The following is an 18,066-nucleotide window of genomic DNA, read 5'->3' as shown; positions in this document are numbered from 1 at the left end:
TTCGACCCCGCCCATGCCGGCGGGGTTTTTTTATTCTCCGCGGATCATCGTGAAATGGGCAGGGCTGAAACCCTCGAGGATGGCTGGAGGTCATGATGCCGCTCCATGCGCATGCTATGAGCGCGCTAATGTTAAGCAAGTTTGCCCATGCCGCCAGGGGCTTTTTTCATTTTCTCTAGACCTTGATGACTTTCACTCCATAGTCGGCCGGATTGACGATGTCCTCTAGCTTGCCGATCTGTGAGAAGTCACTACTGCCTAGCTCGCTGCTGATATTGGTGTCAGGGAAACGCAGGTTCTTGATCACCTTGACCTGGATGGGCATACCCTTACTGTCGATCTCCATCACCCAGGCGAGGAATCCCCCCGAAAATTTGGCCAGGCTGCCGATCGGGTAGAGCCCGTAGACCCGGATGTACTCCACCAGCACCGTCTTGTCGTAGGCAGCGGCGGCGCCGTGGATCATGCGATAGGCATCCAGCGGGGTGTGTGGCGGCAGGCCGTTGCGGACATGAAGTAATTTGTTAATCGCCTTGATCACCGAGACCAGGCGCACCCGATCCGATAGCTGATCACCTCGCTTACCGGCAGGGTAACCCGTGCCGTCTAGGCGCTCATTGGCGTTCTCGATGATGTCCCGGCAGGTGGGGCTCGGCCTCCAATCCAGTGCCTGCAGCTTATGCCGCAGCGCACCCACATGGCCTCTGAGAATGTCCTTCTGTACCGGGTTCATGTTGACCTTCAGAGACGGCAGCTGCGGACCGATTAGCAGCGGCTTCCCCATGGTGTGAAGCAGGGCACCTAGCACGGCTTCCCGCGTATGAGGATCGTGGGGATCGCGGGCCAGCATCATGTCGGCCAGATAGCCGGCCACCTGTACCGCATGACGGACCCAGTCCAGCTCGTCACGCAGGAAGGCCAGTGCATAAAGAAAGGCCTTGCGGTCCTGCTCTACCAGGTAGCGCAAGGTATCGACGCAATCGTAGAAGATCTCTTCAGGGAGGAAGTTACGGGTCTTCATGTACATCAGCCCCACCTGGAGTTGATGTGCCACGTCCATGACGCCCCGCTCCATGGACGACTGCCGAGTGCGCTTCTCACGATCCTGGGCTTCGCGCTGAAGGATCTTCTTCTCCTTGGCCCCGGGAATGAAGAGTGGGGTGTGGTGGTCGAGCTTGTCGTTGGCGCCCGTACGATAGGCGGCCTCGCGTTCCGACTCCGTCACGTAGTGAAAGAGCGCTTCAGTCTGGAGTGGCCCCATCTTGATGAACTGGATGCCAACGGCAGCGTAACCTTGGTTGCCGAAGGGACGGATGTGGCGGATCTTGCCCTCAGCAAAGAAGCTCTCCCCGTTGGGAAACTCGATCGTGACTCCAGGAATCTCCTGGTTCACGTTGATGGCGACGCTCTCGGCTAGGTCGATGTCGATCATACAGCCCCCCACCGACAGGTTGCGCAATCGTCCCGGCACATTCAGCTCATGCTGGTAGATCTCCAGGCCGACCCGTGCCTGCATGCCAAGCACGAAGGGGATACGGATCGCCCCACGCTGCTCGGCAACGAATACCGATTCCGGTAGCTGGCACTCCAGACGATAGAGCGTACTGTCGGTCTTGAGCAGCTTGGCGGCGACATTGCTGAGGCTATAGGCCTCCCGCTCCATGACCTGACTGCCCTTCAAGGCTTCCAGATCGAAGCTGATGCCACCATCAGTCAAGTAACTCTCGATGCCCTGGCCGGCGTACTCCACTTCCAGGACCAGACGGCCATTGCCCATGTCGAGCTCGTGGACCACGGCCTTCAGCGGGTAGGCCATGTTCTTGGCGTACAGCGAGAGCTCATGATTGTGTTGAAGCAGCGACCGAATCACTGCCGCTGAAGGATTTTCGTTCGAGGCGGGGAGGGCCATTTCGATTACCTGCTCAAAAGGTGCTTTTATTGACAAAAGTGGAATCAACAGGTCTTTTTTCTACAAAAAGCCGCTATACAGCTATATGAATTAGCAGAGTGGCAATCGGGGGCGTTCCTTTCGTGCCGCGTCAGTGAGGAAGGCAGGGGCTCTAAGCAGGGAAGATAGTCCTTCCACTCTCGGCCTGCCAAGGCTGTTCTGGTCAAGTCAGAGCGGACACATTTTCAAGCTGCAGCTGCCAATTCAATCTCCCTCGGCGTCTGGTAGCCGAGGGTCGAGTGGAGCCGGCAGCTGTTGTACTCCATTTCGATGTAGTCGATCACGTCCCGCCGTGCAGCCTGGCGGCTCCAGTAGCGCTGACCAGCCAGCCACTCACTCTTCAGTGAGCCGAAGAACCGCTCCATAACGGCATTGTCCCAGCAGTTCCCCTTCCGGCTCATCGAGGCCTGGAGCCCGTACCGAGCCAGCGTGGACCGGTAGTCATGCGACGCGTATTGGCTGCCGCGGTCACTGTGATGTAGCAGTCCTTCATCGGGCTGCCGGCGGCCCACGGCCATCTCCAGAGCATCCAGTACCAGCGGCGTGCGCATGTGGTCCGCCATCGCCCAGCCCACCAACTGCCGGTCATGGAGATCAAGCACCGCCGCTAGATAGAGCCAGCCTTCCAGCGTCCAGATCGCCGTGATATCGGCCACCCAAACCTGGTTCGGTGCCGCCACCATGAACTGGCGGTTCAGCAGGTTGGGTGCCACCGGTAGGCTATGCTCACTGTCGGTCGTATGACGCCAGCGGCGCCGCTGCCGTGCCTCTACGCCGGCTTCCCGCATCAGGCTCCGGGCCTGGTAGCGGCCAACGTCGTAGCCGCGACGTCGCAGCTCTCTGGCCATACGGCGGCTGCCATAGCTGCCGCGTTTCCGGTGATGGATCTCGCTGACTTCACGCAGCAAGGCCTGACGCTGGTCATCAGGGCCACGCTGCCGCCAAGCATAGAAACCACTCCGGCTGACCTGCATGACCCGACACAACACGGCCACGGGATAGGTGGCCTTCTCCGACTCGATGAACTGGTATTTCAGCTCGACTCTTTGGCGAAGAAGGCCGCCGCCTTTTTTAAAATATCCTTTTCCATCTGAAGCTTACGAACTTCTTCGCGGAGCTTCTTTATCTCGGCATCGCGATCATCCTCATGCCGCCCCGGGGTACCGGAGACCTGCTGACGGTGCTTGCGGCACCAGCGGTCCAGCACGCTGCGCTCCACGCCCAGGCGCCGGGCGGCCTCGGATACGGAATACCCCTGATCGATCACCAGGCTCACCGCATCGGCCTTAAAGTCATCGGAAAACCGACGTCGAGTCTTCTTGGTCATGAACACCTCCATGGCCTCCATTATGAGGCTTATCGGGGTGTCCGCTCCAATTGGACCACTTCACCCTGCTGCCAGCGGGGTACGCCCAGGGACATGACGCTTCGGAACGCTAAGTTAAATTAACACTCTTTCTCTTTGCATGAGCCATGTGGTGAGACTATCCAGCGGCATCGGCTTGGCGAATAGGTAGCCTTGGAAGACATCACAGCCAAGAGACATCAGGTAGTCGTACTGCTCTGGTGTTTCGATACCCTCCGCGACCACTCTGAGGTCGAGTTTCTGGGCCAGGGTGATAATGCCTTGACAAATGGCGGCATTTTTATCGCTCTTGATCGCACGCTGTACGAAGCTGCGATCGATCTTGATCTTGTCGACGGGCAGGTCTCGCAGATAGCTCAGGCTGGAGAAGCCGGTCCCGAAGTCGTCAATGCTGGTGCTGATCTGCATGCCGTTTAGCGCGTTGAGGATGTCGATGGCTCCATCGGTATCGTGCATCAGGATGCCCTCGGTAAGCTCCAGTTCCAGATGCTCCGGTGCTAAGCCGGTCTCGCTCAGCACGCTGCGCAGGGTACTCAAGAAGTTAGGGCGGTGAAACTGAAGGGGAGAAAGATTGATGGCCATGCGCTTATTCAGCAGGCCCTGTTTCACCAACTGATGTGCATCCTTGCTGGCCTGACGCATCACCCAGCGGCTCAACGGTATGATTTGACCGGTCTCCTCCGCCATGGGGATAAAGGTTGCCGGCGAGATAAGCCCCTTGCTGGGATGGTGCCAGCGAACCAGGGCTTCCAGACCGTCGACCTGGCCTTCCCGATCCAGCAGGGGCTGGTAATGCAGGCTGAGGTGGCCGTGTTCAATGGCCTCCTGAAGCTCGCTGCGCAAGCTGACACGCTGGCTCAGCGTGCTATCGAGGTCCTCGGTATAGAGCTGGTAGGTATTGCGGCCCTGTTGCTTGGCCTTGTACATCGCCATGTCGGCATGCTGCAGGAGTCGCTCGGGTTCATCGAGCCCTCCCCGGTTTACGGCGATGCCGATGCTGGCCGAGACGTGTAACTCATGCTCATCGATACGGTGAGCCTTGTTGAGCTGTTCCAGCAGTCGGATGGCGACCTCTTCGGCCTCGGTGGCGTGGCTCAAGTCAGGCAGGAGTAGTACGAACTCGTCACCGCCTAACCGGGCGAGCGTATCGCTGGTTCGTAGGCCCTGCTGCAACCGTTCTGCCACGCTGATGAGCAGCTTATCGCCGACCTTATGGCCAAGGGTGTCATTGATCGGCTTGAACTCATCAAGATCAATGAATAGCACCGCTAGTGTCTGGCCATTGCGTGCTGCCAGCTCCACGTCGTGGGCAAGGCGATCACTGAACAGGGTGCGGTTACCTAGGCCCGTCAGCACATCGTGGGTAGCCTGGTAGACCAACTGGCTCTCCTGCTCCTTGTGTTCGGAGATATCGTTCATGATGCCCACGAAGTGGGTAACACGCTGATTTGCATCACGCACGGGAGAAAGAAACAGCTGGTTCCAAAAGGAAGTACCATCGCAGCGATGGGCGTGCATGGTAGTCGAGAGGCTTTCACCGTGGAGTACCGCCTCACGGATCTGTTCGATGTCCTTGGGGTCGGTTTCGTCGCCCATAAGGAAGCTGGGCGACTGACCGATCACCTCCTGTGCCAGATAGCCGGTAATCCGAGTAAAGGCAGGGTTCACATAGACCACCGGATTGCTGTCTTGGCGTACATCGAGGATCACGGCGCCATTACTGCTGGCTTCGAGGCTGCGCTCGAGGATGTGTAGCCGCTCCTCGGCCACCACCCGAGTGGTGATGTCCTTGGCGATACCGAAGACTCCATCGATTTCACCTTTGACGACGATAGGCAGCATCAGCACTTCCAGATGCTTGAGCGCTGCTCCTGGACGGACATAGCACATTGAGTAACCATAGGGCCGCCCTTGTGAGGCAACCCGGAAGGCGGTTTCGGTCTGTTCGATGTCTTCGCGAGAGCAGGCGGGGTCGCAGATGAGATTATTGAAGTGCTGACCCAGAAGCTCGCTCTCTCGAAGACCGATGATCGATTCGATAGCCGGATTGACGCTGCGGTAGTAGCCTTCCTTGTCTAGCGCGAAAATCGCATCCGGGTTCTGAGTAAACAGCGATCTGAACTGCTCCTCACTACGCTGCAAGGCGGTCGACTGCTGGTCACGAATTGACACCAGGGAGCGACTGACGATTAGCTGATAGGAGAACACCAGGCCCAACAGGCCGAAGAGTACCGGTAATGCACCGGGCAGACTGCTCAGTGATAGGGGCCCATCCAGTGCCGTCACGGTGAACGTTGGCCCACCAGGCAGCGTCATCTGATGAGAAGAAAATACCTGTGGCCTGATGGCTTCATGCCAATCATCGGCATGAATGGTTCCCCAAGTCTTTCCGCTTAGGCTATAGGTGATCGTGAAGCCACCCGTATCCAGGTGGCTTTGCGTGTTGATGATTTCGGAAAGGTTGATAGTGGCGAGCATGGTATGCCTACCACCGTCGAGGGTCACCGCAAGAATACCAAGGTTGATGCGCTCCGGATCGGGGAAGCGCCAGTTGATACGGCGACTAAGTGCGTCCTGTTGCTGTAGCCAGCCGAGTGTTTCGGGATCAGTCAGCTGATCCATCAACCATAGGAGATCCTCGGGTTCACGGCCCACTCGCCAGCGAACTCGAGAGTCGGGGCCCAGATGAACGATGGCCTGCAAGCTCGGCTCATCGTTCATGTATGTCCGAATCTCAACCTGCTGAAGCTCCCGGATGACTCGCCTGTCCTGTCCTTGCAAAGCGAGCCAACGTGCGGTGAGGCGTTCGATAAGGCGGACGCGCATCTCGACGCGCTGCTCCATGCCATCCGCGATATTGCTCACCAGCTGTTCGGCATCGGCAATACGGACGTGATATTGCCCCCAGCTGCTGACCAGCCAAATCATGAGACTGGCCGTGACGCCAAGCACCCCGGTGATGATGGCCGAGCGTGGCAGCGACAGCGTCGGATAAGTCCGCTGATGTGCAATGATCAATAGGCCGCTACCAAGCAGTAGGCAGAACAGGCTACCCATTGCCGTCAGGCCCGCGACCGCTATGGGTGGAGTCTCGCTTGTCATGGGGTAGGCGAGCGTGCCCACGCCGATACCGCTTGCTACCCAGCCAAGCAAGCGGTAACAACGCCGGGTGTACTCTGATGCCGGTGACAGGAAACAGCATGCTCCCATGATCAGGACTAGGCTGGCGGGCAAGGGCGCTAGGTGTGGCTCCCTGGTGAGCCATGACAGACCAGCGCTGGTCGCCGTAGCGAAGGTAGGGTAAACGAGGCTGTAGCTCCCTAACGCCATCATCAGGCCGGCCGAGAAGTGCCGCCAGCTCGACTTGTGGCGTAGCAGGGCCAGCAGACCGAAGCTGACCAGCAGCACGGCAACGGTCCCGTCGTGGCTCAGGCGCCACTGAGGGGGAAGCGGCGGGTGAGTCAATAGATCAAGCAGCAGGCTGCTGAAACCTATCAAAAAGCTGCTGGTCAGCAGGATTAATAGCCAGGCCTGCAAGACGAGGTCGCGGTTACTCTGGTGCATCTATCACACGCCCTACCACCTTGATCAGTACGCCACCGCTGTGGCAGTGGCGACTTTGTTTATTGGTTTTTGCATTTATACATGCAAGCGTTAGCTTAGAAGCTCGTCCACTCCAGCTCACGGGAAGGCAGCGCGCGTGATTTAGAGAGAGCTGTCGTCCGTGGTATCGAAGGCCGGTCCGAGAAGGAATCAACGACCGTGAAGCGGGCGACCAGCTGGTTCAGCAAGGTGGCTTGGTCACTGAGCGACCCGGCGGCGGCATTGGACTCTTGGACGAGCGCCGCATTCTGTTGAGTCACGGCGTCCATCTGGTTTACCGCCGTGCTGACCTGCTCGATGCCGGCCTGTTGCTGAATCGTGGCCGAGGCTATTTCACTCATCAAGGAGGAGACTCGCTGGGTCGCAGCCAGCATTTCATTGAGCATATCGCCGCTCTTTTGCGCCTGCTCTGCGCTACTGGTAATCTGCTGGACGTTCTTGCCAATAATCTGACGGATCTCCTTGGCCGCCTCGGAGCTACGGCTCGCCAGCGTGCGGACCTCCTGGGCCACCACGGCAAAGCCGCGTCCATGCTCACCAGCCCTCGCCGCCTCAACCGAGGCATTGAGCGCCAGAATATTGGTCTGGAAGGTAATGCCGTCTATCGTATCAACGATTTTCTGCACCTGGCGTGAGCTTTCTGAGAGCTGAACCATCATCTGCAAGGCCTGCTGAAGCTCCTTCCCGCTCTGCTCCGCGGATTTTTCTGCCGATGTGGAGAGGGTATCCGCCTCCTGAGCATGTGCTGCATTATGTTTCACCGTGGAAGAAATTTGCTCCATGCTGGCCGCGGTCTGCTGAAGCGCCGATGCCTGCTCTTCCGTCCTGGCAGCCAGATCCTCGCTTCCCTTAGCGATTTCCCCGGCCCCAAGAGAAATACTTTCGGTACTATCCTTGATACGCTCAACCAGGGCGGCTAGTTGCGCCTGCATGGTGGCCAGCCCTTTGGATAGGGCGTTGATCTCTTTGCAACCCGCAATATCGACACCTTGTGTCAGATCTCCGTTGGAGATGGTGTCGAGATGAGTCAGGGCCTTGTCGATGGGACGAATAACATTTCGCATCAGTATTCTGTATGCGATGAATGCCGCGATTACCGAGATCGCGATAAGTATCAATGACAGCGTCATGATCAGGCTGCTGTTTTGTTCATCCTGTGCCTTGAACTCGAGTGACCTGGCTTCGGCATACCGGACGAACTCACTCATCGAACGTTCCAGCTCCTGCTCGGTTACCGTGATACGAGAGAGCAGCGACTGCGCTGCCGATAGCTGGCTCGACTCCAAGGCAGGCTTCAGCAATTCGTTCAATAGAAGACTAACTTGTTGCTCTATGGCATTCAGGTATTGCCCGCGCTGGCTCTGAGGGTCGACAGGAATCGCGGTCAGCTCGCGATATCGGCTCTCGGCATTGCGAATGGCACTCTCTGCCCGGTCACGTAAACCCGCCAGCTGACGCTGTGAAGCACCCTCACGCCAGGCTTCCAGGTACTCACCGAGCCTCTCACGTGACAAGGAGGTATGAAGCTGTGTGCGATTGGCGGCATTGAGTTGCCGTATGCCTAGCTCTGATAGCTCGGCAACTGCCTGTGAGCTCATGCGGTTTCCGGCCATTCCGGCGAAAGCCTGCAGTAGCAGAAAAGTGATGAGCGTGGCCATGAGGCCGGTAAGCAACATGTTGATCGATATGCGGTGAATCAATGAAGAAGAGTGTGTTTTTTCCACTTTAATGCTCCTGCTGGGCAGATACGCAGCAATAGGGGGAGTGGCCTTTTAGGAAAGGATTATTTATGCAAAGTCATGCCCTATCAACGCAATCCTGAAAATAAAAATCTTTAAAAAACAATGCGTTATAATTTTATTTTATGGAATTATTTTCCATTTTTCTTGATGGGTTGCTGATCATTCTTCCGAGGCGCGCGCTTTTCTAAAAGCGTCGCCTGCCATCTTTTTCACGCCATGTACTTTGGGTGCCATTTTGTAAGTTAAGAAGAGATTGCAGATAACGGATTTACCTAGGGGTTAGTTATGTTTGGCTGTTCGTATCTGTTGGTTTAGTGGTTCGGTTTGTCGTAATTGTGTGTCTTGGGTGATGCGGTGCTGACATTTGTTCTCATGGCCTGGCTGTGATGGAAATAACTGAATCCTCCTTGGAAACAATGCAAGCGAACGGGCAACACCGCTTGCCAGTAATCAGTCGGTGTGCTGCCAGTGGTGAGGCAGGAGTTCGTGGACCTGGCAGGCCTTGTGCGTCGGCAGCCGTTCCAGCACGTCTTTCAAGTAGGCGTAGGGCTAGTGGCCATTCAGCTTGGCGCACTGGATCATGCTCATGATGGTGGCGGCGCGCTGGCCACTGCGCAGTGATCCGGCGAATAGCCAGTTCGAGCGGCCCAGCGCCCAAGGACGGATCAGGTTCTCGACCCGGTTGTTGTCAATCGGCAGCCCGCCGTCGTCGAGGTAGCTCGTCAGCGCCGCCCAACGCTTCAGGCTGTACACCTGGTAGAGCTGACCGATCAGCTCGATCACCTGCTTGGCGATCTGGCTCTTGCCGGCCACGTGCAGGTCAACGAACTTGCGCTGGGCGTGGGCTAGGCAGCCAATCTCGGTGACGCCGTTGGTGAAGCTCTGCTTAGTAGCCGCTGTAGTCGTCTCAGATCAGCTGACCCGTTAGTGGCCGAGGCAGCACCTCCGCCATCTGCGCAGGACATAAGAAGACATCGTCCTGCATGCCGACCGTTAACCGCGTACCTGATGTGCTCTTCCGCTCATATGGCCGGCGTCAGAGGGTACCGATTGCCAATGAGTACGGTTGCGCCCCGCCTCCTTCGCGGCGTAGAGCCCCTGGTCGGCGCGCTTGATCGCCGGCTTCAGCGTGGCCTCCCCGGCGCTGACCAGCGTTACGCCCAGCGAGGCAGTGTAGGCCAGCGTGCCATCCTCCGTCGCCTCCTGACCGACCTTGGCGGAAGAGGTCGCGACCGCCTCACGCAGCCTCTCGGCGACCTGCAGGGCCTGCTCCCGATTGGTGTCGGGCAGCAGCACGGCAAACTCCTCGCCACCCATGCGGCACAGCACGTCACCGTCGCGCAGGATCTGGCGCGCGAGCTTGGCGAAATGCTGCAGTACCAGGTCGCCCACATCGTGACCATAGGTATCGTTGATGCGCTTGAAGTGGTCAAGGTCAATGGCGATCAGCGACAGTGGCGCCCCGCTGCGCTCGGCGCGGGCGATCTCCATGGCCGCCTGGCCCTCCAGGTAGCGGCGGTTGCCCAAGCCGGTGAGCGGGTCGGTGAGTGCCTGTTTTTCCAGGCGTGCCTCCAGCGCCTTGCGCTCACTCAGGTCGAACACCGTAGCCCGGGAATACTGGAAGCCCTCCTCGGTGACCTGGGCGGTGGCCTGGATCGCTACCGGAAGGCGGGTGCCATCGCGACACAGCAGCTCGCACTCGGCGCTGCCCTCCTGCCCTTCTCCCAGCACCTTCTGGAAGGCGGCGTCGAAGGCCTCGCGAGTCTCCGGGGTGACGAAGTCGCGATAGTGACGCTTCTCGATCACCTCGTCGGCGCGATAGCCCAGCCAGTCGAGCTCGGTGCGGTTGATCTTGATGACCCGGCCGTCGCTATCCAGGGAGTGGTAGCCGCAGGGGGCATGCTCGTAGAGGTCCTGCACCTCGCCTGCGTACTGACGGGCCTCGCGAGAGAACAGCAGCGCCCGCTCCCTAAGCCCGCGCAGGCGGTGATCACTGAGCACCCAGAACACCCCGAAGGCCAGCGACAGTAGGTAGACCAGGGCGATGGCCAGTAACTGTACCGGGTTCTCCTTGAGCAGCCCCCAGAGGCTGGGCCGCGGCATCAGGATGCCCAGACGCCAGGGCTGGGTCTCCGCCTCGCTGAGGATCATCCCGGCCTGGCTGCGGTAGTGCTGAGTGCGAATGTCGTGGCTGCGAAAGACGAGCAGGTGGTCGCTCAGGGTGACCGTGCCCTGGTTGCGGTCGGCCATGGCGGTCCAGGCATCAGCCCAGTGCGCTTCCAGTGGTCGGCCGAAGCGCTGCCCCTGGCCATTGGTGTCGGGAAATAGCCAATTTCCACGGGCATCCACCAGCAGGACCTCTCCCGGGCCCCCTTCGCGGGCATGGACCGATGAGGCGGTGGTGCGCGTCCAGTCGAGGGTGAACAGCAGCACGCCGAGGCGTTGCCCGCTGATATCGAAGACCGGCGTGGCGATATCGATCACCGCCGTCCCCGCCCCCTCCTCACCGGAAGCGCCCAGGCGTGGCGAGGAGATATAGAGGTCCCGGGCCTGCAGCGTCATGGCGCCCTGGAAGGTCGGTGAGTCTGCGTGGCTGACCACCGGCGGGCTTGGCAAGGGCGCTGCCGGGGAGGCGAGCCATTCGGCACCTTGGGTGTCGATCACCGCCAGCCGGGTATAGCGCCCGTAATGGGTCAGCAGCGTGGTGAACAGCGATTCGATCTGTGCCTGGTCGCGCTGTGTCACGGCCCCCCACTCTGGTGTCCTTGAGGGGGCTCGCCTAGCCAGGAACTGCCTCAGCAGCGGAAATTCGGCGGTGGCAAGCACCTGGTTGAAGCTCTCGTTCATACCCTGGAGCAGCAGATCATACTCGGCGCTGAGCAGCGCTTTGGCGGAACTGCGCGTGCTGTCGATCCGCTCCTCGAGGTGAGAAGCGAGGATCGGGGTCAGCGTCAGGGTGACCAGTCCCAGCGGAACAACAAGGGCCACTGTCAGGCGGGCCCAGAGGGCTTTGAGGATCACAGGCGATATCTCGGTAAGGCCAGGCAGCAGGGGCGACCCGGCAGGTTACCCAGAGGGGGCAGGCGAAGGCGGCAACAGGCCACCGTTCGAACCGCGGCAGTATCGGGCAAAAGGCGGCCAACGTCACCTGTCACCTTTGAACGTTCTTGGCCTGCCAAGTACAGTGTCTCGGCGGTCTCAGCCACTCTTGTCAATCGAGAGGTGCTAATTCACTATTCCTCTATATGAATAGGCGGCAAAGCATGCCGCTTACCCTATGACGCATGGAGTCATCTGGAGTGCTCGACGAACTGGCGCTGATGGAGGCGCTGCAGGACGTTCATGAACGGATCGCGCAGCAGGCTCCACTCGAGAAAATCTTCGACGCCATTGCCCGCTGGGTCGAGGTGTTGCTACCGGACGCGGTTCCCGCCTGCATGCGTTTCGATGCCAAGCGTCAAACGCTCAGTCTCCTCCCCAGCCAGCGCTTCTCCCAGGTCTACCAAGACTGCCTCCAGGGGGTGCCCGTCGGTCCTGACGCAGGCTCCTTCGGCTGTGCGGCCTTCTACCGCGAACCGGTGATCACCGAGGACATTCGTACCGACCCGCGCTGGGCGGCGTTTCGTGGTGCCGCCCAGCGCGAGGGGCTGCGCGCCTGCTGGTCCAATCCCGTGCTGACGGCCGAGGGCGAGCTGCTGGGCACCTTCGGCATCTACTTCCGCGATCCCAACCAGCCTACCGAGGCGAGTAGCCGACGCATGAGTCAGGTCGCGGCGCTGGTGGCCCTGGCGATCCTGCGCGACCGCGATGCCAGCAACCACCGTGCCTTGGCCGAATGGCATCGCTCACTGTTCGTGAACCACCCCGACGGGGTCTACGAGCTCGACCTGGAGGGGCGCTTCCAGCGGGGCAGCGCGGCGCTGACGCGGATCACGGGGTATCCCGAAGATGCCCTGCTTGGCCGGCACTTCAATGAGTTCATCGCACCCGCCTATCGTGCCCGCACCCAGGCCGGATTCGATATCGCTCGGCAGGGCGGGGCTCACCAGTACGAAACCATCGGCATCCATCACGATGGCCACCCCTATCGGCTGGAGATTCTGAACTTCCCCGTCTCGGTGGACGGCGAGGTGGTGGGGGTCTACGGCATCTGCCGCGATATCACCGCCCGCAAACAGGAGGAGCAGACTCGCCGCCTGCTCGAGCGCGGTATCCAGGCCACCCCCAACGGCGTGGTCATGGCCGATGCCACGAAGCCTGACTTGCCACTGGTCTATGTCAACGACGCCTCTTATGAAATCACCGGCTACGCGCCCGAGGAAGTGCTGGGCTACAACTGCCGCTTCCTGCAGGGGCCCGACACCGACCCCGAGGCCATTACTGCCATCCGCTTGGCCATCTCCGAGCAGCGACCGGCCGATATCATCCTGCTCAACTACCGCAAGGACGGTACGCCCTTCTGGAACCACCTCTCGCTGAGCCCGGTGCTCGACGATGAGGGAAACTGCACCCACTACATTGGCATCCAGCAGGACATCACCCGGCATCGGGAGCAGGAAGCCCGGCTCGCGCATCAGGCGATGCATGACCAGCTGACCGGCCTACCCAACCGTGCGTTATTTGATGAACGCCTGGATGCGGCCTTCGAGCGTGACCAGGAGGAGCAGGGACTGCTGGTGGTGATGCACCTCGACCTGGACGGCTTCAAGACGATCAATGATGGGCTGGGCTACCACATCGGCAACCAGTTGCTGGTGGCGGTCGGCGATCGTCTGCGCCAAGTGGTGGGGGTTGACGATACCCTGGCACGCGTGACCGGGGATGAGTTTGCCCTGTTGTTTCCCGACCTCGACGACCGCCAAGCCGGGATCGATATCGCCGAGCGGGTGCTGGACATTCTCTCTCAGCCCCTCATGATCGACGGCAGGCCGTTGCACATCAGTTCCAGCATTGGTATCGCCTCCAATTGTGAGAGCGTGGAGTACGCCTACCAGCTGATGCAGCACGCCGATCTGGCGGTGGCCGACGCCAAGCAGCAGGGTCGCAATACCTGGCATTGGTATGAAGGCGACCAGCAACGGGCCACCAAGGAGACCGTGCTGTTACGCCATGACCTGCACACGGCGTTGCGGCATGACCAGTTCGAGCTCTACTACCAGCCCATCGTAGAAGCGGTGAACGGGCGCATTCGCGGGCTGGAGGCGCTGATCCGCTGGCACCACCCGGAGCGAGGGATGATCTCGCCCGGCGTGTTCATTCCGCTGGTCGAGAAGACCGGCCAGATTATCTCCTTGGGGCGTTGGATCCTGCGTCGTGCCTGTCAGGACGCCGCAGCCATGCGCGCCGATGATGGGCTGGTGGTGCCGGTCGCCGTGAACATCTCCTCCCTTCAGTTCCGTCGCGCCGGCTTCCTGGCGGACGTTCGGACGGCACTCAACGACGCCGGCCTCCCCCCCGAGCTACTGGAACTGGAGGTCACCGAGAGCGTGTTGCTTGATGGGGCTGAACCGGCCATCGAACTGATTAACGACCTCAAGGCGATGGGCATTCGGGTCGCACTGGATGACTTCGGTACCGGCTTCTCCAGCCTGAGCTACCTGCGTGACTTGCCGATCCACAAGGTCAAGCTAGACCGTGCCTTCATCAAGGACATCGCTACCAACCGCAGCAACGCCGCCATCGTGCAGGGGATCATCACCATGGCCCACCACCTGGATCTGGTGGTGGTCGCCGAGGGCATCGAGGAACGGGACCAGCAACAGGACCTGGTACGACGCAACTGCGACTTGCTCCAGGGCTTCTATTTCGCCAAGCCGATGCCGCGGGACGCCATCAGGCAGTTGCCGGGGCAACTGCCTACTCCTGTTGGGGCTGGGGTATGAATCGGCCTGCTTTCGCAACGTTTCCGGAGTGCAACCAATCTTGAGGGCAATGGCGCCGATGGCCGCCCGCTGCAAGGGGTAGTTCGACCATCACAGTCGCAGACCAAGCGGACCGGCCGCTGATGGTCCCTTGGGACATATCGTTTGGAAGTGTTTATGGCTCCATCATCTCAAGCTCGGGGCCTCCGGGAGTCCTGAGACGGTTCACCCGAACCTTGACGTCGTAGCTAACGACGATATCCCTGTTGTGACTTAATGCCCCCTGGCGGCCCGGCGGGAAATCGACTAGGCTTGAAAAATTCAAACAACTGTTCGAAAGCCTTGCCACCCGAACCACAGAGGGAGGTCGCGATGACCCAACTGATCCTGATCCTGCTGGCCATAGTGGGCCTGGTCGCGGTGATGCGCCGCGAGGCCGGCGCCCTGCCCGCCCTGGCGGTGCTCGCCGTGGTGGGCATCGTCGCCCTGGCCCTGGGTAGCCCGCTGCTGGGTGCCCTGCTGTTGATCGGCGCCGCCGGGGTGGCGCTGGCGGGTTTGCCGGCGCTGCGCCGCCGCTGGCTCAGTCCGCGGCTGTTCGCCCTGTTCAAGAAGGTTTCACCCAGGGTCTCCGAGACCGAACGCACCGCCCTGGAGGCGGGCACCGTGGCCTGGGATGGCGAGCTGTTCTCCGGCAAGCCCGACTGGTCGGCGCTGCTGGCGAACCGCTATGAGGGCATCAGCGCCGAGGAGCAGGCCTTCCTCGACCGGCAGTGCAGCGTAGCCGCCAGTATGACCAATGCCTGGGAGATCACCCGCGAGCGCGCCGACCTGCCCCCGGAGCTGTGGGACTACCTGAAGAAAGAGCGCTTCTTCGGCATGATTATTCCCGAGGAGTATGGCGGCCTGGGCTTCTCCGCCAAGGCCCAGTCCCTGGTGCTGCAGAAGCTCTCGGTCAACGAGACCCTGATGGTCACCGTGGGCGTGCCCAACTCCCTGGGCCCGGGCGAGCTCTTGCTCAAGTACGGCACCCAGCAGCAGAAGGACCACTACCTGCCGCGGCTCGCCGACGGTCGCGAGATCCCCTGCTTCGGCCTCACCGGCCCGCGGGCGGGCAGTGATGCCACCGCCTTGCCCGACACCGGCATCGTCTGCAAGCAGCTGGTGGACGGCAAGGAGGTGCTGGGCCTGCGCCTCAACTTCGAGAAGCGCTGGATCACCCTGGCGCCCATCGCCACCGTGGTGGGCCTGGCCTTCCGCATGTTCGACCCGGAGCGCCTGCTCGGCGGCGAGGAGGACCTGGGCATCACCTGCGCGCTGATCCCCCGGGACACCGCCGGCATGGAGATCGGCCGCCGCCATCACCCCATCGGCAGCCCCTTTATGAACGGGCCGATCAAGGGCAAGGACGTCTTCGTGCCCCTGGAGACCATTATCGGCGGCCCGGCGATGGCCGGACAGGGCTGGCGCATGCTGGTGGAGTGCCTCTCGGTGGGGCGCTGCATCACCCTGCCCTCCGGCGCCACCGGCACCTCCCGCTACGCCCTGGGCTGGAGCGGCGGCTTCGCCCGGGTGCGTCGCCAGTTCAATGTCCCCGTGGCCGAGATGGAGGGCGTCCAGGAGCCCCTGGCGCGCATGACCGCCCTCTCCTATATCGCCCAGGCGGCGGTGCTACAGACCGCCAACACCATCGACGCCGGCGAGAAGCCGGCGGTGCCCTCGGCGATCCTCAAGAGCCAGCTTACCGAGTTCCAACGCCAAATCCTCGGCGACGCCATGGATATCCACGGTGGCAAGGCGGTGACCCTCGGGCCGCGCAACTACCTGGGCATCGGCTATAGCGCCAACCCGGTGGCGATCACCGTGGAAGGCGCCAATATCATGACCCGCAACCTGATGATCTTCGGCCAGGGGGCGATCCGCTGCCATCCCTATGTGCTGGAGGAGCTGGCCGCCAAGGACGCCGACGACCTGGGCGCCTTCGACACGGCCTTCTTCGGCCATGCCGGCCTGATCTTCGGCAATGCCGCCCGCGCCTTCACCCAGGCCTTCGGCCTCGGCAAGCCGGCGGTGCCCTTCGACGGCGAGGCCAAGCGTTATGCCCAGGAGGTCGCGCGCCTCTCCGCCGGCTTCAGCCTGTGTGCCGACGCCGCCATGGCCAGCCTCGGCGCCAGCCTCAAGCAGCGCGAGATGCTCTCGGCGCGCCTCGGCGACGTGCTCTCCAACCTCTACCTCGCCTCCATGGTGCTCAAGTCCTGGCAGGAGGGCGACCAGGTGGAAGGCGAGGCCGCCCTGCTCCACTACAGCTGTCAGTACCTGCTGAACCGCGCCGAACAGGCCTTCGATGAGCTCTTCGACAACCTGCCCAGCCGCGCCCTGGGGCGCGGCCTGCGGCTGATCGTGATGCCCCGGGGCAAGCGCTTCAAGCGTCCCCACGACGACCTGGCCCGCACCATCGCCCAGGCGATCTCCCGGGACAGCGCCCTGCGCCACAAGATGCTGGCACATACCTGGGACGCGCAAGGCGACGGGCAGCGGGACAACCCCCTGGCCCGCTACAACGCCCTGCTGGCCGAGTACGACCGCGCCGAACCGCTCTATCGCAAGCTCAACAAGGCCTACGCCAAGGGCGAGCTGCCGGCCACCGCCCTGCATCCCGAGCAGCGTATCGCCGCCGCCCGGGAGGCGGGGCTGATCGGCGCGGACGAGGCCGCCTTCATGGTCCGCTTCGAGGCCGAGGTGCTGGAAATGCTGACAGTGGATGACTTCCCCTTCGAGGCCTTCGCCCAGCAGCAGGACAAGGTGATCTGGCACAACGCCGCCTGATCCTCCCCGAGGTACCCCTTCGCCCCGGCCATCGGCCGGGGCGTTTTTTATCCTCGTCCTCTCGTCGCCCGCGCCTGAGACCAGGAAGGGAGTATCATGCCGACTCGCCGAGCGACAGGCCGAGCAGCCGCGAGGCGGCATCCAGGCCGATGGCCTGGAGCTCGCGGATCTCCAGCCGCTCCGCCGAGAGCGCCCCCTCGATCCACAGCCCATCGATCAGGCCGTTGACGGCCACGGCGAGGCGACGCAGCTCGACCTCGTCGGGCTCCCGGCCCTGGGCCCGCAGGGCCTCGTGGATCAGCTCCCGAAAGGCATGGGTCGTGCGCTCGTACCATAGCTCGCGGATCTCGGCCATCGCCGCGTCCTGGTGCGCCAGGGGCAGGAAGTTGGCCCACAGCAGGACGCTTTCCGGGGTGACGATGGGTGGCGACAGGTTCGCCAGCAGGTAGTGGCGCAGGCGCTCCTGCGGCGTGAGTTCGCGCCGCTCCTCGATGGCACCGTGCGCCGCCTCGAAGAGGCGTTCGAGGAAGCGCCGATAGGCGGCCTGGATGATGCCGTCCTTGCTCTTGAAGTAGAAACGAATCAGGCCATTGGTGACCCCGGCATAGTCGGCGATCTTGCGCACCGTGGCCGCGGAGATTCCCTCCCTGGCGATGCAGGTGAGGGTCGCATCGATCAGGGCATGCTCGCGGTCATTGCTGTCACGCCGGGTCGCCATGGTCA

General features: G+C 61.4%; 7 protein-coding genes and 2 pseudogenes. 2 read left to right on the top strand and 7 right to left on the bottom strand.

The annotated features are described in order from the left end of the window. Nucleotides 1-175: 175 nt before the first annotated feature. From ACZ5EF_RS06500 to ACZ5EF_RS06475, 6 genes and pseudogenes are all read right to left on the bottom strand, one after another. Nucleotides 176-1,909 (bottom strand): PilZ domain-containing protein, encoded by a 1,734-nt coding sequence (locus ACZ5EF_RS06500; protein ID WP_346063182.1) that lies wholly within the window; start codon nt 1,907-1,909, stop codon nt 176-178. Between the two features lie 224 nt (nt 1,910-2,133). Further along, nucleotides 2,134-3,275, bottom strand: a pseudogene (locus tag ACZ5EF_RS06495) (IS3 family transposase). A gap of 114 nt (nt 3,276-3,389) precedes the next feature. Continuing rightward, nucleotides 3,390-6,878, bottom strand: coding sequence for a putative bifunctional diguanylate cyclase/phosphodiesterase (locus ACZ5EF_RS06490; protein WP_346063247.1), 3,489 nt, complete (start codon nt 6,876-6,878; stop codon nt 3,390-3,392). 95 nt (nt 6,879-6,973) lie between these two features. After that, nucleotides 6,974-8,641 carry a methyl-accepting chemotaxis protein gene (locus tag ACZ5EF_RS06485; protein WP_346063248.1) on the bottom strand — a complete coding sequence of 556 codons (1,668 nt, stop codon included), beginning with the start codon at nt 8,639-8,641 and terminating at the stop codon, nt 6,974-6,976. Nucleotides 8,642-9,109: 468 nt separating this feature from the next. Then, nucleotides 9,110-9,566 (bottom strand): annotated as a pseudogene (locus ACZ5EF_RS06480) (IS66 family transposase); the annotation flags it as partial. 86 nt (nt 9,567-9,652) lie between these two features. After that, entirely contained in the window at nt 9,653-11,680 is a 2,028-nt protein-coding gene (locus ACZ5EF_RS06475) for a sensor domain-containing diguanylate cyclase (protein WP_346063249.1), read from the bottom strand. 278 nt (nt 11,681-11,958) lie between these two features. Between ACZ5EF_RS06475 and ACZ5EF_RS06470 the strand changes: the two genes are divergently transcribed. Both ACZ5EF_RS06470 and ACZ5EF_RS06465 read left to right on the top strand, forming a co-directional pair. Continuing rightward, nucleotides 11,959-14,541 (top strand): EAL domain-containing protein, encoded by a 2,583-nt coding sequence (locus tag ACZ5EF_RS06470; protein WP_346063250.1) that lies wholly within the window; start codon nt 11,959-11,961, stop codon nt 14,539-14,541. Nucleotides 14,542-14,892: 351 nt separating this feature from the next. Then, entirely contained in the window at nt 14,893-17,343 is a 2,451-nt protein-coding gene (locus ACZ5EF_RS06465) for an acyl-CoA dehydrogenase (RefSeq protein WP_346063251.1), read from the top strand. 94 nt (nt 17,344-17,437) lie between these two features. On the opposite strand, the gene ACZ5EF_RS06460 is transcribed toward ACZ5EF_RS06465, so the two are convergent. Then, nucleotides 17,438-18,061, bottom strand: a complete 624-nt coding sequence (locus ACZ5EF_RS06460; protein WP_346063283.1) for a TetR family transcriptional regulator C-terminal domain-containing protein — start codon at nt 18,059-18,061, stop codon at nt 17,438-17,440. Nucleotides 18,062-18,066 lie beyond the last annotated feature (5 nt).

Source organism: Bisbaumannia salifodinae (assembly GCF_055388505.1).
This window is presented reverse-complemented; position numbering and strand designations above follow the sequence as displayed.